Annotated in this window: 17 protein-coding genes, 1 tRNA gene and 1 pseudogene; 9 read left to right on the top strand and 10 right to left on the bottom strand. The window is 61.7% G+C overall.

Features of this window, described 5'->3' with window-relative positions; all coding sequences use genetic code 11:
• Positions 1-505: 505 nt before the first annotated feature.
• Positions 506-1024: a hypothetical protein gene (locus E3T22_RS06940; RefSeq protein WP_134408867.1), complete on the bottom strand. Its 519-nt coding sequence runs from the start codon at positions 1022-1024 to the stop codon at positions 506-508.
• A gap of 230 nt (positions 1025-1254) precedes the next feature.
• On the opposite strand from E3T22_RS06940, the gene E3T22_RS06935 reads away from it, so the two are divergent.
• A complete protein-coding gene (locus tag E3T22_RS06935) occupies positions 1255-1818 on the top strand; it encodes a DUF6578 domain-containing protein (protein ID WP_134485924.1) in 564 nt (187 codons plus the stop codon).
• Between the two features lie 139 nt (positions 1819-1957).
• Here the strand turns inward: E3T22_RS06935 and E3T22_RS06930 are convergent, their stop codons facing one another.
• Positions 1958-2365: a hypothetical protein gene (locus E3T22_RS06930; protein WP_134479587.1), complete on the bottom strand. Its 408-nt coding sequence runs from the start codon at positions 2363-2365 to the stop codon at positions 1958-1960.
• A gap of 491 nt (positions 2366-2856) precedes the next feature.
• On the opposite strand from E3T22_RS06930, the gene E3T22_RS06925 reads away from it, so the two are divergent.
• The 4 genes from E3T22_RS06925 to E3T22_RS06910 all read left to right on the top strand — a co-directional run bounded on the left by E3T22_RS06925 (position 2857) and on the right by E3T22_RS06910 (position 7144).
• The gene (locus tag E3T22_RS06925; RefSeq protein ID WP_134479586.1) at positions 2857-3804 is read left to right on the top strand and encodes a hypothetical protein; all 948 of its coding nucleotides are present in this window, start codon (positions 2857-2859) and stop codon (positions 3802-3804) included.
• Positions 3805-4295: 491 nt separating this feature from the next.
• Positions 4296-5567 carry a hypothetical protein gene (locus E3T22_RS06920; RefSeq protein WP_134485923.1) on the top strand — a complete coding sequence of 424 codons (1272 nt, stop codon included), beginning with the start codon at positions 4296-4298 and terminating at the stop codon, positions 5565-5567.
• Positions 5568-5632: 65 nt separating this feature from the next.
• Entirely contained in the window at positions 5633-6193 is a 561-nt protein-coding gene (locus tag E3T22_RS06915; RefSeq protein WP_134479584.1) for a hypothetical protein, read from the top strand.
• A 51-nt stretch (positions 6194-6244) separates the two neighbouring features.
• Positions 6245-7144: a MerR family transcriptional regulator gene (locus E3T22_RS06910; RefSeq protein ID WP_134479583.1), complete on the top strand. Its 900-nt coding sequence runs from the start codon at positions 6245-6247 to the stop codon at positions 7142-7144.
• Between the two features lie 201 nt (positions 7145-7345).
• On the opposite strand, the gene E3T22_RS06905 is transcribed toward E3T22_RS06910, so the two are convergent.
• Together E3T22_RS06905 and E3T22_RS06900 are read right to left on the bottom strand one after the other, a co-directional pair.
• On the bottom strand, positions 7346-7651 hold the full coding sequence (locus tag E3T22_RS06905; RefSeq protein ID WP_134479582.1) for a transcriptional regulator: 306 nt from the start codon (positions 7649-7651) through the stop codon (positions 7346-7348).
• Positions 7644-8213, bottom strand: coding sequence for a hypothetical protein (locus tag E3T22_RS06900; protein ID WP_241983623.1), 570 nt, complete (start codon positions 8211-8213; stop codon positions 7644-7646). The genes E3T22_RS06905 and E3T22_RS06900 overlap by 8 nt, the downstream gene beginning before the upstream one ends.
• Before the next feature lie 374 nt (positions 8214-8587).
• Here E3T22_RS06900 and E3T22_RS06895 point away from each other — a divergent pair, with 374 nt between their 5' ends.
• From E3T22_RS06895 to E3T22_RS06880, 4 genes are all read left to right on the top strand, one after another.
• The gene (locus E3T22_RS06895) at positions 8588-9061 is read left to right on the top strand and encodes a hypothetical protein (RefSeq protein ID WP_133163838.1); all 474 of its coding nucleotides are present in this window, start codon (positions 8588-8590) and stop codon (positions 9059-9061) included.
• Positions 9062-9228: 167 nt separating this feature from the next.
• Positions 9229-9714, top strand: coding sequence for a DUF6578 domain-containing protein (locus tag E3T22_RS06890; protein WP_134485922.1), 486 nt, complete (start codon positions 9229-9231; stop codon positions 9712-9714).
• Positions 9715-9990: 276 nt separating this feature from the next.
• The gene (locus E3T22_RS06885) at positions 9991-10449 is read left to right on the top strand and encodes a hypothetical protein (protein ID WP_134481055.1); all 459 of its coding nucleotides are present in this window, start codon (positions 9991-9993) and stop codon (positions 10447-10449) included.
• 1593 nt (positions 10450-12042) lie between these two features.
• Positions 12043-12321 (top strand): hypothetical protein, encoded by a 279-nt coding sequence (locus E3T22_RS06880; RefSeq protein WP_241983622.1) that lies wholly within the window; start codon positions 12043-12045, stop codon positions 12319-12321.
• Between the two features lie 178 nt (positions 12322-12499).
• Here the strand turns inward: E3T22_RS06880 and E3T22_RS06875 are convergent, their stop codons facing one another.
• The 6 genes and pseudogenes from E3T22_RS06875 to E3T22_RS06850 form a co-directional block, all read right to left on the bottom strand.
• On the bottom strand, positions 12500-13615 hold the full coding sequence (locus E3T22_RS06875; protein ID WP_134481053.1) for a hypothetical protein: 1116 nt from the start codon (positions 13613-13615) through the stop codon (positions 12500-12502).
• A 466-nt stretch (positions 13616-14081) separates the two neighbouring features.
• Positions 14082-14618, bottom strand: a complete 537-nt coding sequence (locus E3T22_RS06870) for a zeta toxin family protein (RefSeq protein WP_103431448.1) — start codon at positions 14616-14618, stop codon at positions 14082-14084.
• A gap of 1124 nt (positions 14619-15742) precedes the next feature.
• A complete protein-coding gene (locus E3T22_RS06865) occupies positions 15743-16009 on the bottom strand; it encodes a hypothetical protein (protein WP_134481051.1) in 267 nt (88 codons plus the stop codon).
• Between the two features lie 490 nt (positions 16010-16499).
• Positions 16500-17834, bottom strand: a complete 1335-nt coding sequence (locus E3T22_RS06860) for a pyridine nucleotide-disulfide oxidoreductase (RefSeq protein WP_241983621.1) — start codon at positions 17832-17834, stop codon at positions 16500-16502.
• Positions 17835-18073: 239 nt separating this feature from the next.
• Positions 18074-18145 (bottom strand) — tRNA-Arg (locus E3T22_RS06855).
• 100 nt (positions 18146-18245) lie between these two features.
• Positions 18246-18544, bottom strand: a pseudogene (locus E3T22_RS06850) (hypothetical protein); the annotation flags it as partial.

The following is an 18544-nucleotide window of genomic DNA, read 5'->3' as shown; positions in this document are numbered from 1 at the left end:
TGCCGAAGTGGCTCTTTGCGCACTCATGCCGATTCAGAGGGCAACAGTGCTGAGATCAGCTACCCCAACGAAAATGGTCCGTCTTATGGAACGCCACCAAAGAAAAGTCCTGACCTCGATCCTCTGGGCCACCGCCATGGCAGGAAGCACGTTCCTGTACTGGGTGTTGACGGGAGCGCCTGTAGGCGAAGTGTTTGTTGGTGCGCTCGTCGTATTCGGCGGATTCTTGCTGGCCGACTACTTCCGGATGCGAAGCACCCGGAACGATCTCAGGTCGGGCCGCAACGAGACGCATAGTAAATCGTGAGCGTCGAGCCGCCGTGGGCGGATGGGGCGTCAGTTCCGTAGCTGTCGATGGCGTTAAGTTCGGGTGCACAGGACACCCCCTCAAAAAGCGACCGACCCTCTTCGGGCTGAGCTCAATGTCTCGTATGCCATGGGCTATGAGGCAGAAAGGTCAGGGGACACTTCTTCGGCCTCATTCAGGTTGGCATTTGGGCGCTCTTCATTCGATCTGCGGCGGTGGACGAACGGTGTCCCAAGCTGCGCCCAGTGTGGCTCGATTGTCGAGTTCATCGATGGCTTTGTGAAGGAGAGCCCGTTCAGCTTCACTAGCGCTAACGCGTTCGAAAAAGACATCGAATTGAGCTCCGACAACATAGCTACCTCTGAGGCGTCTCATCCGTTCCGTTGAAGCATTGAGATGATTGCCGATGATGCCATCCGAATCAGGATGAAGTGAAGCGGCAATTTCGAGCGTCTCCGTACTCGTGGCTCGGTTCATCAGAACACTTCCCCACACGCCGGGTTCGAGATCGTCGAGCAGTCTCCTCAACACGTGTTGGGGAGCGCGCTCGTTACTTGCCACGCCGTATCGTTGGCCCGGATCGCCATTCTTCGCGAAATAGACCGCGACTTCCTCAGGCAGACGATCGTGTTCAAGATCTCCCGACCAGAGAGCTCCGTCACTGAGCTGAAGGCTTCCGTAACTGATCTGTAGGCCGCCGTCGCCGTTTAGCATCATGGCGTCAATACTTGCAGACGTTAGTCTCGGTTTCGAAGACCGCGCCAGTCTGGTGGACCCCACGAGCGATCCCCATGTCTCAAAGCCTACGTGCCTCGAAACCCATGGGATACGAGGCGCATAGGTAATGAGACGCCTCGAACCCCTCGCATTGTCCGCAACCTTCGTGACGTAGGCGGGCCTCCCGCAGAGAAGTAGTGCTCAGCTGCTGGGGTTCGTATTCTGGCTGAATGACGGTCCCGAGCAGTGAGCGGCGTTTGGCGATGCGTGCGCGGAGTCAACGTGATGATTCCCCCGGCGCGAGCAGTGGTGAGCGTCTCGGCGTCTTTTCCTTCCGCCCACTCGTCAAAAAGGATGTAGGAGCGGTCGACGCTGAGGACATCGAGCCGAGCGGCGGTCCACACGAGACCGATGTGTGGCTGACCGAGTGGCAGGTCGCTGAGGAGGGCTTCGATGTCGCACTCGATCACCTCGTCGACTGGCAACTCGTGCCGATGGACGACGACTGGGCGACCCAATTGTTTGCAGGCCGCCGAACAATCTCTCTACAGCTGGACACTTACGCCGAAGCGCGGCGGCACCCAACGGAGACTTTGGTTTGGACTGACCTCACCGGTCGCGTGACTCGAATCGACCAGATCTCCGTGCGCTTTCACCCGTCGGAAGACCCAGCGGAACGCGGAGTGAGGGTGGCAGAAACTGGTGGTGCCATGCAGCACAGCGTCTTGAGCCTGCAAAGTCCGCGCGGACATCACGGTGTACTTGTCGGCTGGATAGTCCGTGTCCGGAAATAGGAGCTCGGGGCCCATGGACTCAGTGCCGGCAGGTGCCCGATGTCTCGCATCCCATGGGATATGAGTCACAACGGTTTCGAGACACCGACGGTCCGCGCGAGGCGGATGAGAGCTTCAACCGCCGCAAGTGGCTTTCGCGTCAAGGTCGAAATTCCCGAAATCCCCGGTGTTCGGCTCTCACATCGGCGATATCCCAGACCTCACGCTGGACGCGTTCGGCGAGGTCATCCCCTTCGTTCATCCACACATCCCGCGCAGCGACACTCGGCCAGCCGGTGTCATACCGGTACGTCGTATCCCACTCGTCGCCCCAGCGACGTAGGTCCTCCCGAAGTGCATCGCTTAGCCCGAGATCCTCCGCGGAAACGTCACCGCGTTCGTCCCAAAACGGCCATGGATGCGGCCACTCGGGATAGAACTGAATCGCCCGCAGAAGTCCGTCTCTTTTTAGAGCGGCCCGGCGAATCGCTCTTTCCGGAGGGCCGTAGGCAGGCACCAGTAGTTCAACCTGCGTAACCGGATCAATGACCCGCGAATCATCGCTCACTCGCCAACAATAGGACGCGGCCCGCTCTGATGGACAGAAGCCGCTGACAAGGGACACCTGCCGACGGTCATTCCACGCGACTCTGTCGCGTATCCCATGAGTTTTGAGTCAGCTGGGTTACGAGACGCGTCACATCGTAATGACAACTCGATTTGGGTTCCCAAGCACCCCAGTTCGAGGCTGATGAGAACTCCGCGGCCCGTTCAGGACATTATCTAGTGAACGAACGAAACCGACGAGTTCGAAAATGCACTCGGGGTGGTTGAGCGAGAGCCTGCCGCCCACGTGAGCATCCAAAACAAAGGGGCAGCATGCACAGGATCGCTTTCTCTGGCCTAGGCGCAGTGCTTGTGATGCTCGCAGTGTCCGGATGCGCAGGATCCGCTGCTGATTTAGAGCCCAGCATCGTACCGACACCATTTGTCGCCGGTGACGTCTTCTTGTGCGACGGATTGTCGATCTCCCGTGGGGCCCTGGAGGCGCGTGTGCCGATGAGTTCCATTGGCGAGCATGGGCACACCGCGCTCTCAGAAGCGGTGTGGGACGACGGCAGTCCAGTGGGCGTGCCCTCGGGGGAGGGTTGGTACGTGGCGGTATCCACGGAAGACACCGTTGGCGTCATGCGCGACATTGAAGTGGTGGCAGATCCGGTGTCCCCGGGACTCGCTCCTGACCGTGAGGTGCACACGGTCGCTTGGGTGGACGACGCGACGAACCTCACACCGGGTTGGTACGGCGCTTCGAGCAGCCGGTGTGCGCTCACCGTGGACCTGGGTGATTTGACTGTGCCCGGCGTCGAGTTCCAGTCGCCGCCGGATCCGCTGTCGAAGGAGTTGCGCCTTCTCGTGACCGAGGAGACCTGCAGTGGGGGCGATGATGCGGAGGAGCGCATTGAGGTGGTGAGTATCGAGACTGACGACCAGGTGAGCCTCGTGCTCGGAGTGCGGCCACGAGGCGGCATCAACGCCTGTCCGTCAAACCCTGCAACCCCATTCACCGTGACCCTGTCCGAGCCGCTGGGCGAGCGGGAGGTAGTGGACGCAAGCCTCGCCAATGCACGTCCACTAAAGGCGAAGAGCTCGCGAATCGCGGCCTTGGAAGTCGGCGCTGACTGTGAGCAGACCCCGCTGATGCTCCGCGTCACTCCGCCCACCTCAATAGCAGGCGAAACCGTGACGGTGACAACCACGCCAGAGCATTGCCCCATAACGGACGCTACGGAAGGCGAAGTGATCGTGCGGCTCGGAAGTGGTGACACACCGACAGGCGCCCGAATAGAGAAGGGCTCCGGTCAGTCGGTCGTTGTCACCGTTCCATCCGAACTCACGGGAGACGGCTACATCATGCTCGACCCCGACCGGGATTGTGAAGACGTGCCAGCAACAGCGGACTGCCACTATCCGTTTGCGGAGATGACGATCGAAGCACCTACTCGCTAATCCCCACCCGGCGCTGATCGCGACGCCAGTCGACGGCGGTCACGACGTCGCCCAGTTTCAGCACGCGGAGACCGGGCGCGTGCGTTGCGCACATCGAACCGCCGAACTATTTGGTGCCGTGATTGCCGCGCAACGTTGATGTACGCAAACTGTCTTGTATCCCTACAGATGCAAGACAAAATACCTGCCACTCGCCGGTGAACCGGCGATCTCCTGTGTCTCGTATCCCACGGGATATGAGGAATATAGGTTATGAGACTCTGAACGACCAGTAGCGGGTCTCCACGTCTCAAGAACCGCCCTCTCAGCCTTGGACTATCGCTGAAAGCAATAGAGCACGACCAGACGGTAAGTTCAGTCTCACAGACCGAGGTTTCACCACCGCTGGGAACCGGGCCTCCTTGAGCTAGGGCGTATTGATGGCTTCTCCGCAGATCACGGCCAACAGTCGTGCTCCTGACGCGCCTCGGGAGCCCACAGTGCGATGGGTATTGGCAGCGACATTGATCAGCGGGCTGTCCGGCTTCGTCGTCATGTTGTTGGCTGTCCGGGCACTGGGCAGCTCTGGCTACGCTGTTTTCGGAGTGTTTTGGTCGTCACTGTTTCTAATAGTCGGCATTCTTTTCGGCATCCAGCAGGAGACGACGCGCGCCACAGCTGTCGAGACAGAGCTTCGAGCTGTTGCCGAGTCGGGTAAGACGGCGCCCCCTGTCCGCAGACGACCGCGGCGGTCGTTGTGGGTGTTCGCCGCCTTAGTCGCGGCCGGGGTCGTCGCTGTTGTCCTTGTCTCCGGGATCTGGTGGGCACCGGCGACACTAGGCGCAGAACACGCTGGCCTAGTTCTCCAGGTCGCAATCGGCGCCGGGGCCAACGTCTTCGTCGCCACCTTAAGCGGAGTATTTGCTGGTGCCCACCGGTGGCGGCACCTCGCGGCGGTCATCGGTCTCGACGGCATCTTCCGGTTCGCCGCCGTAGTGGGGGCCGTGCTTGTTGGCGGCGATCTTCAGGAACTGGCGTGGGCGGTTATCCTGCCGTTTCCCCTGTCACTCGCGGTCGTCGTCTTGGCATCGCCGCGCACGACAATGAGCATCTCCTGGACGTCGCTTGGCTTCGGCCGGCTGCTGGTGAATTCTGGGCACACTGTCATCGCAGCCACAGCAATGGCGCTCATAGTCAACGGATTCCCGATGGTGCTGGCCTTCTTCGGCCACCCAGAACAGCAGGACGAACTCGGTTCTCTGATCCTCGCCATCACTTTCACCCGGGCACCCGTCCTCGTGCCACTGTTCGCGTTGCAAAGCTACCTGATCACGAGGTTCACGACGTCGCCGTTGAGCCCGTGGCGCCTCATCGGCCAGACGTTCGCAGTCATTGGTATCGCAATGGCGACGCTGGGCGGCGCCACCGCGCTGTGGGGCCGCGTGGCGTTCGATTGGATCAGCCGTGGCGACTTCTTGCTGTCTTCAGCGGCTCTGGTACCGCTGGTCGTTTCATCCGGAGTCATCGGGGCATTGTGCGTGACCGGGGCAGCACTGGTGGCCCGAGGCCAGCACCGCGAATACGCGGCCGGTTGGATAGTCGCGGCGGTGGTGTCTATCGTTGTGCTCTTCATTCCGCTGTCTCTGGAGACCCGTGCTGCGCTGGCTCTATCCACCGGGCCTTTGGTGGGGCTGACCGTGCAGTGCGGGTTCTTGCGCAGGCGGTTACGAACCGAGGGCAAACTGGCAGATCGACCAGGTACCGATTCGCAGTCCGGGCGCTGATACCACCGCACAACTTCCCGGCTGTCTGGCGCGGACACCAAGAGCGAGATTGTGTCTCGTATCCCATGAGTTTCAAGACGACTGGGTTACGAGACACCGGAACGCTCAGGGATTGGCAGATCCCCATACGGGACGGCCCGGCTGGCTTCTCCGCAGAGAAGGCCCTCGCCGTGGTCGTTGCCGCGGAGGCCACCGACCGAGTGCCGGTGCCGGGCTTCTCGGACCCGTTGAACGAGGCGAAGGCCGTCCCCGGCCACGACGCCGCCGTGGATGCTGTGATCGCTGTGACGTTCCGCAGCTCCTCACCGACCTACAGCAGGCGGCTGTCGACGGGGTACGTACGGAGAGTGTCGAGACGGCGGCCGAGGCCGCGGTCGCCGGAACGATGGATGCGCATGAGCGGCGGGGCCGCACCTCGCGCGACGAGGTCGCCGAGGCGGGAACGATCGGAGTGGGTCGCAGCACGGTCGGGAAGCGTGGATCAGGCGGTTGTGATCGAGCTGCAAGCTCGCGAGTACGAGGCGCAGGCTGACGTGGGCGGCACTTCTGAGCAGTCACCCGATCAGCTGCGGGCCCTCGCGGCTGGAGTCGGCGTTTTATGTCAGAGGGGGTTGCTCCTGCCGTAGCGTCATGTGGTCTGCTGGAAGCACATCCCGTCCCAATCCGAGAGGTTTGCCATGCGCCCGTTCCCGACCCCGCCCCGAGAGGTCCTGATCGGCGACGCCGCGGCGTTCGTCGGCGTCACTCCGCGGACGATCCGCTACTACCACCAGGTCGGCCTGCTGCCCGAGCGGGAGCGGGGCGGCGACGGCCGCCGCCGGTACGGCTACGCGGAGATCATCCGGCTGCTCTGGATCCGCCGCATGGCCGACGCCGGGATCGCCCTCGACGACATCCGCGACGCCGTCCACGGCGCCGCACCGAGCGGTGCCGACGGCGAGGACGAGATCGCAGGCGTCCTCGCGCGACTGGAGGACACCCTCGCCGCGCAGGAGGCCGAGCTGCGGCGGAAGCGCGCCTCGGTGCAGCGCATGCGGACCCTCGGCAGCCGACTGGGATTGCTCGACGATCTCGTCTCCGGCCGCCTCGAGGGCGTACCCGAGGGTTCGCTGCGCCCGGACGACCTGGACGTCCTGCTGGTCACCGAGCGGATCTTCGGTCCGCTCGGCGCCGCCGTCCAGGCCGGCCGCTTCCTCGCTCTGGCCGCCGATCCGGCACTGCGAGCGGAGTCCGACCGCGTCGACGCCGCCGAGGAGGCCCTGGACGACACGGTCGCCGTCGACGACCCACGGGTGGCGGAGGTGGCGGCCAAGCGGCACGCCTTCGAGACCGCGCTGATGCGCGTTATCGAGGAGTCCGGTCAGCTGGAGGAGGACGACGCTATCTTCGACGCCTGGGACGAGCTGCACCCGCCCGAGGGCGCTGACCCGGCGCCCGACCCCGGCCCGGTAGAGGGCTCCCGCGTGAGGAGCGCGGCGGAGATCATCCGGAGCATGCCCTACGACTTCTCCCCGGCCCGCCTGCGAAGCATGGAGCTGGCGGTGCAACTCGGTGCGGCGCCGGCGCCGGCGCCCTGAGTGGGCCTGCAGCGTCGGCAAGGTACCGATCGACTCGATGAACCATGGGCTTACGGGTATTCGGTCGCACTGGACGCGCCCGTCTTCGCTGAAGTCGATCGTTGCGCGTTCGTTGGCTCCGGAGAACTCCCAGCGTGATCCGTCGCGGGTTACCTGGTATTGGCGGGTACAGGCGGCGGTGCCCAATTTCAACATTCGATGTCAGATGGACGGTGTCGCGATCTCCTGAAGAGCGCGGACGTGTGCGTCGAACGCAGTTCGTCCCGCGCGGGTGAGGGCCAACCAAGTGATTCGGCGCGCGTCGTCGCGACCTGCCGATACGGTCTTGCGCGAGGTGACGTATCCGCTTGTGGCGAGGGTCTTCAGGTGTTTGGAGAGTGTGGCGTCGGACACGCTCAGTGTGTCGCGGAGCACGGCGAAGTCGAGATGGTCGACCGGGCGCAGGAGCCCGCAGATCCGAAGTCGTACGGGTGCGTGGATGATTTCGTCGAACCGCGTCTCAGCCATGGCGCAGATGCTCCACTGCTGATCGATAAGCGACACTGGCCAGCCAGGTCGTCGTCGCAAAGGCGACCAAGCTGGTGGGCGCGACGGCCCAGTGCATTCCGAACGATACGAAGCCGAGTGACACGCTAAAGAGTAGGAGGCAAGCGGCGATGATTCCGACTATCGCCCAGCCTGCACGCGCGCCCATCCTTCGAAAACGGACGCCGGTCTCACGTTGGATCAGATACACGACGATGAGCGTTCCGACGAGGGCTAGCCAACTCGATGAGGGCGCTTCGTAGTTCGCACCTGGGTTGGTGGCCGCTGCTGCCGAAACCCACCACGCACCGACACCTCCGAAGGCGGCTAACAATGTCCAGGGCGCGTGCACGCTCGCCGCGAGGCGCTCCCGGTCGCACGACAGCGCGTTCAGGGCAGCTGCGGCTTCCTCTCGTGAGGGATCTCGATAGTGATTTTCCATATTGGAAAGCGTAACGATTCCTTTCCATGACGGCAAATGACTTGCTCGTTGGACAATGCACGGAAATTGACGACCCTTGTCGCTTTTTGCATTCGTCTGCACGAGTCCTCACACTCGCGTGCACGGCACAGGCACCGCACGATGCGAATCATGCGTTCAGTGGGTTTCCCGTGCCTCGTATCCCATGGCTAATGAGGCAGCTAGGTTTCGAGACACTCGAAATTGCGCTTGGCGGTTTTCGATACCGGCCGTGGGAAGCATGACCGTGGTTATTGGTCCGTGCCCTTCTGGGGCTGCCCGAAGTGGGGGCGGCCTGTCAGCAGGTCGGGCCAGATACTTAACGAGACACGTTGCTGACACCGGAGTGACAGCTGGAGCCCGCAAACCACTGGATGCTGGTGCTTGTCTGTGCCGTCACCTAGGGTCGCAAGCGGGGTCGGTGTCAGTGTCCAGCTCCCGCCTCGAGGAAGGACCTCATGACTTCTCGAACGCCCAGGCTCTCTTTGGCTGTACTCGCCGTGTTGGCGCTCAGCGCCTGCTCCGCTGCTGCTGGCGCCGACGAGGCATCGCCGGGCACCGGGGGAATGATAGAGATGGCGATTTCGGAAGCGTGCACTGATGGGTCGGATGCCCAGTGTGTATCTGTCAACGGTACGAGTGTCCTGCTCCCGTCTGGATTCGAAGAAGCCGGGGTCAGGGATTCCAGTGTCTCCGAAGACGGGCAGAACATGGTTGATGTGACGTTCGACAAAGATGGGGCCGAGGTCTTTCACGCGCTCACGGAGAAGGCCGTCGGAGCCGGAGATTCGGCGCGCCTAGTCATAAAGATCGGGGGCGAGCTGCAGGCTGCGGTCCTGGTGATGGAAGCGTTGAAAGGCGATCAGGCACAAATCGGTCTCTCGCCGGATGTCAGCGCCAAGGAGATCGTCGACCTAATTCGAGCGGGCTGACGAGCGCAGCCTCCACCGCATCCAGGTGTCCGAAGCCAACGTGGCGCTCAGCTCGAAACGCCTGGCCGGCGGTGCCTCGAAGCCCTAGGGAGACATTTCATCACGGCTCGTCCAACCTCCAGACCGCATTCCTAGTACTCAGCTGCTGGGGTTTGTATTCTGGCTGAATGACGGTCCCGAGCAGTGGTGAGCGTCTCGGCGTCTTCTCCTTCCGCCCACTCGTCAAAAAGGATGTAGGAGCGGTCGACGCTGAGGACATCGAGCCGAGCAGCGGTCCACACGAGACCGATGTGTGGCTGACCGAGTGGCAGGTCGCTGAGGAGGGCTTCGATGTCGCACTCGATCACCTCGTCGACTGGCAACTCGTGCCGATGGACGACGACTGGGCGACCCAATTGTTTGCAGGCCGCCGAACAATCTCTCTACAGCTGGACACTTACGCCGAAGCGCGGCGGCACCCAACGGAGACTTTGGTTTGGACTGACCTCACGGGTCGCGTGACTCGAATCGACCAGATCTCCGTGCGCTTTCACCCGTCGGAAGACCCAGCGGAACGCGGAGTGAGGGTGGCAGAAACTGGTGGTGCCATGCAGCACAGCGTCTTGAGCCTGCAAAGTCCGCGCGGACATCACGGGTACTTGTCGGCTGGATAGTCCGTGTCCGGAAATAAGAGCTCAGGGCCCATGGACTCAGTGCCGGCAGGTGCCCGATGTCTCGCATCCCATGGGATAGGAGCCACTTCGGTTTCGAGACAGGGTTTCCCGACACACAGACAGTGATGACCCGTTCCCCGCGCCGACTCACCGTGCAAAGGACGGATCCGACTGATGCGCCGGGCCTGCCCTGGTTCGGCACCGGTAGGTTGGCCAGTGGCAGTGATTTTGTCCGTCGGTGGACGGCACTGCGCCCTCGCGGCTCGACGACTGCACATGATGGAATCGAAGGACAACATGTTCAATGGACAAGGTTTCATAAAGCCGTCGCGGGCGCCAAGACTCGATGTGCCCTCGAGAAAAGTGAGCCGACGACCGTTGACCCTCTGGCTCGGGGCTTCGGCACTGCTCGGAGCCGGAGCATTCAACCTGGTCACGTTCTTGACAGGAATCTTTGTACTCCTTTCCGATTTCGACGAGTCGACCACCGTGGTACTTCTGGTGGCGCTGTCGCTGACGGCCACATTTCTCGTGTTAATGCCCGTCTGGACGGGCATTGCCGCTTTGCAGCGATCCGCATTTGCGGCGGTCTGGGCCGTTCTTTACTTCTTCGCTCAATTCCTGATGGCCTTCCTCAACATCGACCCAGTGCAATACATCATCTCCGCGATTGCACTCGCAGCGGTGGTCCTGCTCTGGATTCCAGCCACTAGGGCCTACTCGCGGGGATCATAAGCAATGCGGCGTCTTCTTCGGTGTGGCTCCCTGGGGGCGACCATTGGACGGACTGGCTGGCTGGGAGGCTTCTAGTGAGTGGACCGAATACAGCAGTGCAAGTTCTGATTGTGGTGATACGAATGGTGCTTCTTTGGATTGTCGTTCCAGTTGCCTGCGTTGCATGGGTCGTGTTGTTCTGGAAAACCAGGGCCACATTGGGGGCTTGTCTGGGGTGGTTTGATGTGAATCTGTTTGTCTTCATCCAACGGATAGTTCTCAGGCCCCTCATTCGCAGGCCACCACCGCCCTGGTTAGCGCTGTCCAAGATGGCAATCGTGGAGCATCGAATAGGCTTCCCCGAAGTCTGGTAATCCAAATTCATCAGTGGGAACGACTGCGCGCTTCAACAAGAACCCCAACCGATGAATCAGGTGGCAGCCAACGGACCTTTGGCGCGCCGTGCAGGTTATGTTTGGGAACCAAGATGAAAGTACGAACGCGTGCAAAGCGAAGCTAGTTCAGCCAGGATCCGCAGGCATGATGAGGAGCTGAAGCTGCCCAGAAGCCGGAAACGCTGGCCTCTCGCAGTAGTCTTCTTCGGATTAATTGCTTGGACAGTCATTCCGGGCCAAGTAGATCGCTTTGCAGGAAAGCCTCCCGGTGAGCTGTGGTCTGCGGCAATATCTCTCGCGGCTACGCTTCTGGCAGCTGCGTTCCTTAGCGTCCTCTACCTCTGGTTCCTGCATCGTCCTAGCCGAACCATGGACAGGAAGCTGCGCCTTTCGGGGCTTGAACCGATCACCACATCGATGTCCCGAGACTTAGAAGAAGCGATCTGGGCTCTCAAACGTGTACGTCTTGCCTCGCGCTGGTCACGATCTGGCGCTTTCCTCGCGTTCGTGGATGTCGGCCCCAAATTCGAGATCTGGCGTTCGCGCCATGGCCGCGACGAATGCGTTGTCCGGGTCCCTTGGTCGCGTGTCATGTCGTGGGAGCTCGGCAGCGTGACTTGGGGACTCAACGACGACCCAGCCGTGGTCCTGATACTTTGCCACGAGGGTCAGACGCTCCACCTTCCGATCTGTCCCCAGAAGTGCGGTCGACTATTTACCGGCGCCGCAAGTTCACGCGAATTTGCTGAGGTCGTGCGGAAATTTCAGTTGAGTTTGACAGACCCTTCGAAGGGCTCGGAGGGGTCCGTCCTCTAGACCAGGGAATCTCCCAATCTTCTCGCTCTGCGACTGCACATTGTGTCTCATATCCCTACGGATTCGAGACAGGTCCAGATACGAGACAAGTCACCTGATGCTCGACGCTCGAACAGGCGGTCTCCTGTGTCTCGAATCCCATGGGTTGCGAGACGCCTCAGCTATGAGACGCGACCTGGCCAGACAGAGGGATGTCTGATGCGAGGTGTGAGCGGCGCTGCCGCGCTGAGCCACCGGCCGCCCCGGCGGAAGGTGGACTGGTGCCAGAAACCGGTGGTGCCATGCAGCACAGTGTGAGGAGCCTGCGGGACCCGCGCGCACATCACGGGCAAATTGTCGGCTGGATAGTCCGAGTCCGGGGATAAGAACCTTCGGGCGCTTCGCTATGCGACAAGATATGGGAATGGAGCGCGCGTCAAACCACCTAATCGCAGAGCTTGAGGAGCCATCGGGCACGCGCACTCGACTCCTACTTCGTCGGGCGTGGGCGCTGGTTCGCGCAGCATTGGGTGACGTCGAGGTCGATGCCGACCTTGTCATCCGCCGGCGCGCGGGCGGGGCCGAGGTTCTACGCACTGCCGCTGACGTCGGCGACCCCCACGTCCTCTTGGACACCGTGCGCCGCGACCTCGAAACCAAGACCGTCGAGGAGTTCGTTCGCGAATGGCGCGTTCTCGACTGAGGCTCAGCACGGTGGGCGTCGGGCCACACCTCACGAGGTAGCTCTCCGGATCGGCCGCATCTGTGCAGCTTCTGCGATTGTCAAGATCTATCTCACTGGCTTGTGTCCCATGGGTAGTTAGACACCGAGACTCTGTTGTGCGCAGAAGTTCGCGCACAACAGAGATACGATCGCATGTTCAGCCGATTAGTTCGAGCACAGGGCCTTCGTGTAAAGCCCTGTAGACGTCGTCTCGGATGGTGTTCGCTTCGGAGTCGGTGAGTGTTTTGGAGAGGGGGCGAAGCGTTAGGCGTACGAGTGCGTTCGCCTGGTCGGGGCGCAGTCGGAGTCTGTCCTGCGCGCCGCCGGGTAAGTCCGCGTGCGCGGTGACGGCCAGAACTTCTACCGATTCGAGATCGTCTATGCGATCTCCCAACGCCGCTCGGGCTCGATCGCCTAAAGTTTCAGCGTCGGCCTCAAGGTCAACGACAATCGAGATGTCCCGGCGGATCGGCGGCATAACCGAGACCGCCTGCCAGGGCGATAGGTTGAGCATTTGCTGTTCGATCCGCGGATCGGCCGCCCGCAGCAGCCGAATATCGGGGACACCCTTTCTCAGCATCAACGCCCGGTCCAGTCCCATACCGAGAGCCAGACCCGACCAAACCTCGGGGTCCAGGCCAGCCGCAGTGAGGATATGGGGTGCGATCAATCCGCACTCGGCCAGCTCGAGCCATTCAGCACCGACCAGCACATCGACTTGACAGCCTTGGACCGTGTACGGATGCACGGCGGGAATGGCACGCCACTGTGCACCCGGCAGGACAGCTTCCACCAGGGTCCCGATCATCGTCTGCAGGTCCGCGGATTCGAGCCCTGTGCAAGAACTCACCAGCCAGAGATCTACTTGGTGCGGGGCCCCAACGTGGGTGCGGTCGATGGCGTCGCGGCGATAGACCAGGCCGGGCAGCACCAGTAGGTGGTTGCAGCCGGCTTCCGGCGGTAAGTCACTCAGCAGGGCAGGAATCGAAGCCGAAGTGTGGCTGCGCAGCATCACCGTTGGGCTCACATAACGCGAGTATCGCTGGTCTCTGGTGACTGAAGCGGGATCGAAGCCCAGCTTGTCATAGTTGTCGGCGACGGCGACGAGTGGGCTGTTTCGGATGATCTCGGCCGAGATGCCCCAGAGGCCGGCGAGAGCGGATATGACGCCCCCGAGCAGCGTTTGCATCGCGTGATGACCCTGGTCCGGGTTGGAGAGGTCTCGAAGGTTGAGCGCGTCGGTGAGTTCCGTCGCGGAGAGATATGAAGTCATGGTCTGGTCCTTTGATGAGATCGGATGAAGGAGCCTCCCCCGACCGATCTGTCGCTGGACCTAAGCGCGAACGACTAAGCCCTCACGACCGGTAACCGGTCGGGGGCGAGGAAATCGCTGCGAAACGTTCATTAGCATAGACACAAGTCCGCCCGACATTAAGCCTGATGGCGGGCGTCATACGCACCGGCTCGAGCACGTCATCCAGTTGTTGCTCAACCCCGGACATGATCAACAACTCACCCGTCACCGCTCGCGATCACCACCGATCGCTTTGTCTCGTAACGGCGCAATAAGGCGCCTTGCTAACTCACCTGCACGCCTCTTGAACCGTCCGGGTTCGATACGGACCTCAGAAAGGCGCGCTGGATATCTTTGAAGCCAACGATCGCCACCCGATCAATCGTGTCCATGCTTCCTAAGCGGGACTCGTCTCAGTAGCGAGCCAAAACCTCTAGTACAGCTGCTAGCGAGATGACGAAACCCGAGCCGTGGCGATGTCAGATGCAATCCGATTCACGGTCGCGCTTTCGGACCACGATGAATCGACCCGCACTTCGGGCACGAAAGTCAACGGCTGCCATCCGTGGTACCACTCCATCATCTGGTCGTAGCCGAAAGTTTTCGACTTCGGACGGGTCACATGTCGGCTCATTGTTTCGGCGAACGTGAGGTCATAGGCGTAGAAAAGGGTGCTCGCTGTGGTTGCACGGCTCAGCCGTTCGAGCATCGATTCGTAGCGCGCGGTGTGGAAGATTCCCTCGACGATGACAATGAGACCGTGTTCGAGGCACGTCGATGCTGCCTGCTCGATCAGCTTGATGTTAAGTGCGCCGGTAAAGTCGCCCTCGCGCAATATCGTTCGGCGAAAGTTGTCCTGCTCCATCAACGCGCATTCGCCGGAAGCGAACCGCTCCTGCACTCCCCGAGCCACAGTGGACTTTCCTGACCCGGAATTACCACGGATAACCACGAGGACTGGGTTCAGCACTGAAGGGGTCACAAATCAACGATATCGCCCCCCCCCCCCAACGCCGCCCTAACCTCGAAAATGACCGGTCAATTATGGCGCTGCGATTAGGCCGCACAAGCAGAATTCACCAGTCACAGGGCCACGAGAGGTACCTCCAATGTCGCATAACCCTACGGATGCGGGACAGGTCCAGATATGAGACAAGGCGCCTGCCGCTCGTCGCGTGAGCAGGCGAACTTTGACGTCTCTTAACCCATGGGATAGGAGGCGGTTGGGTTATGAGACGCTTGCTGATTCGCGTGTGAGAAGGTCGATGAGCTGCAGGGACGACATTGGCGTCAGCAGTCGGATCGCGTGTCCGCGAGCCAAGTTGACGACTAACGAACCGAGTATTTGCGGGTCCGTTCGGTGCCGAAGGAGTACTACCGCTTCGTCTTCGAATCGCTCGGCGGAGACTGGCGTGAAATCGTCACGAGTCCTTCCCCAGATTGGCAACGACAACGGAAAAGCCAAGGACACCGATTCATGAGTCGGTAGGAGTGGGTACGGCGGACGCGTGACCTCGCCCCTGCCTGGATCATTCGCTGAGTGACGGCCGAGTAGCTGGTGGTCACACCGGTGGTTGCGTTCTCTGTGGTCCAACGCCCTTCCAGGGGCCACGCCTCAACGTGGTAGGACGCTGTGGTGGCACTAGTGCAGATCGCCGTGCCTTTAATCCAACGAGTACGGAAGTCCAGGAGATTCGCCATTACTTCATGGACAGGTATTTCGTCGATAGAGCGCACACCGCAATGATCGACGTCTACTTGCCCATACGCAAACGCATGTCAGAGATTGGTTCAGCCGCGTCTTGTGTTGCACCGAGGTGAGCAGGGAAGCCGCGCTGGTCTGCGCCGACGGCACTTTGCGCGTTTTCAGGGCGGCCGTGGTGCCGGCCTGCAACCCGGACCGGCTAGGGACCCGCATCAATCCTCCTGTCTCCCTTTCTTTGTCTGACGGGAGCGGTTTCTGAGTCGATGTCTCGTTTCTCATGGGTTCTGAAACACGGAGGTTACGAGACAAGACTGAAGTGCCCAATGAGCGAAATGGAGGTGAGGGATTCGACCTGGTCCATGGCAAGTCAATGAATGACGCTGCGTCAGGCCTCGACTCCCTCAGTCGTGCAGTGGCCGACCATACGGATAGTCCACCCATTCGCCCGGCACGCCATCACCGGCCACTGCCTCCGCACCGTGCATGACCGTCCAATAGTCAGCTGGAAAACGGGCGCCCTGTAAAACAGCATTGGGGTTCACGTCCTGTTGAACCTTGCCATCCTTGAATCGGACGTCGTACGAAAGGTACTTACGACCAAAAATAAGTGAACGGCGCTTCCTGGTGACAACGGTGGCCCTAACCGCAACCGGCAGAGTTTCTCCCACTTCAGATCTGTTAGTCAATGTCGACCACGAGACTCGGCAACGCGTAGATTGCTATTCGGTTGAAAGTCTCCTGAGGACCCAGCATGCCCATCGACTCCTAAACAAACCATTGCCCACGCTCCAGTCCTGTTGTCTGTCCTGACGGTACCGTGTCGCGGCGGCGATCTTCGACGTCTCGTATCCCATGGGTTTCGAAGCACTTAGGTTGCGAGACATTGAGCTGGTCTGCGGTTTGTCCGAACTAGACGGCAGAAGTCCGAAGTAGCGTGTCACGCGACAAATGTGGTCGCGTGACAGTCCAGTCCGGACAAATTACCAAGGTCGGACACGCGTAATTGCGCGGAAGTAGCTCCGTGCAAGGTCGATGGTTTTGCCACCGCACATCGGACACGCGATCCTGCCCCACCCCACAGTGAGCAGAAGCGCGCCGCCCCGCCGGGCCAGCTCGGGCGGTGGCGCGACTCAAAGAGCGACCGAGCACAGGCTGAGCTCACATCAGCTCGACGAGCCTCGCCAGCGCCGGACGGGTGTGGATCGCAAGACGTTCGCGAGCGTCGTCCAACGCAGCGGAATGCGGGTATCCCGGCGGCACTCGCGCGGGGTTGAGCGCAACCCCGTCCGACCACGCCTTGATGTCGGGCTGGGCAGTGAAGTTGATCGCGGCCCGGGTGCCGAGAACGGTCGCTTTAGCCCACTGGGACATCGAATTGCCGTAGTTCGAAGGCGGGCAGAGCCGGTTCTTTTCGGCATCGTCGGTGCGGGTGGCCTCGACGTACCCGATCAGGGCGGCGCCGAAGCACGGGAAGCCCGTCCGGATCGGCTGAAGCGTGATGTCCTCGTGTCGCCACACTGGGACGAGGGGTGGGTACTTCAGGCCGTCCGCCGCGGCGTGCACGACGAGGGCATCATCCGCAACCCGCATGGCGCCGTCGGCGAAGGTGAGCTTGCCGCGATCCACAAACTCGATGTGCCCGCGGCGGACGACGTTTGAAATGGAGCGAAGCTGGTCGAGCTCCCACGACGCGAGAGTCGGTGTTTTGGCCATTGTCGGCATGACCGAGCGGTCGATACGCAGAAGGATCCCGGCGTCCTCGAGCTGCAGGAACAAGCCGCTGAGCGAGGCCGCGCCCTCGGAGATCTGCATGACGTCGGCGGCCATTCTGAGGAAAATTGCGGGCTCAGGTTGGATGAGCGCGCGGTTGAACATCCACGGGTCGCGAGGCCGGACCCAGCAGATCGCGTCGGGGTCCACGCCGCGCGCAAGCAACCAGATGCAGGCGTCGCTCGCGGTCTTGCCGGCGCCCACGACGACGTACCGGCTCGGCGCCTCCTCCAGCCGCGCGAGGTCGTTGATGGGCAGGACGCGAGCCGCGTCGGCGACATCGAACGGCGGTGCCGTCTCGGCCGGGATGCTGGGAGCGAGGTAGTGGGCGTTCACGATCCGGCACGACTCGGGCACCTCGAACTGAACCCCTGCGATATGCGAGACGACGGTGTGGTCGCCGTCGAAGTGACTGTTGGGCAGAAAGTCGACCTTGCCCGTCTCCAGCATCCGGTCGAGCATCTGCCCGTAGTACGCGGTGATCTCCGCCTGGTTCGCCCGCTCCTGAAGCCCGGTCTCCGGTCCGCTCACCTGGAGCTTGCCGCCACCCAGCATGCTCGAGGCGACGCCGTAGAACGCCGAGGCCTGATGCAGCCTGATGAACGGGTACGCCTCCAGCCAGTGCCCGCCGACCCCGTGACGGCGGTCGACCATCGCGACGCGCACGTCGGCGTGGTCGATTAGCGTGTCGGTAAATGCCATCCCCATGGCACCCGCGCCCACCACAAGGTAGTCGGCTTCAAGGGTTCGAGCCATGTGTTAATGGTGACACTCGCTGGGGGCCGCGTCAACGGCACAGGAATCGACGCAACGAGGAGCAATCCGCTCCTACCCGACGGGGAATGGAACGGAGTCATCGCAACAGTTTCATGGACTGCCGCGGGATGAACTCCCGGAATTCGCATGGCGATTGTCCGAACTAGATGGCAGAAGTCCGAACTGGCGTGTCACGTGAAAAAATGTGCCCCCAGGCAGATTCGAACTGCCGCCCCTGCCTCCGGAGGGCAGTGCTCTATCCCCTGAGCTATGGGGGCCCAGGAACCTCTAGGTTAGCATCCCTGGGCGGACGTCTTTGCGCCGATTGGTGCGCCGGTTGCTGGGCGGGTGACGAACAGGCGCAGCTGGGCAGGGCGGTTAGAACGGGGGAGGTTCTTCGCCGCTGCGTCGAGACGCGGAGGCCGACCGCTTGGACGGGGCCGGCAGCTGTGGTTCCGGTGGCGTCGGTGGCGAGACCGCCGAGTTGCTGAGGCCGAGTGGCTGGCTGTCGTAGGTCGTGGGGTCGTAAGTGGTGGGGTCGTAGGTGGTGGGGTCGGTGTTGGTGGGCGCTGAGGTGTAGGTCTTGCCGGCGGGGGTGGTCCAGGTGAGGGCGCCGCCGGGGCCTTGGCGGGTGGTGAAGCTGGATTGGTGTTTGAGGCGGTGGCAGGCCTTGCAGA

Source organism: Cryobacterium sp. TMB3-10, from assembly GCF_004402305.1.
In the GTDB taxonomy this organism is placed as follows: Bacteria; Actinomycetota; Actinomycetes; order Actinomycetales; family Microbacteriaceae; genus Cryobacterium; species Cryobacterium zongtaii.
This window is presented reverse-complemented; position numbering and strand designations above follow the sequence as displayed.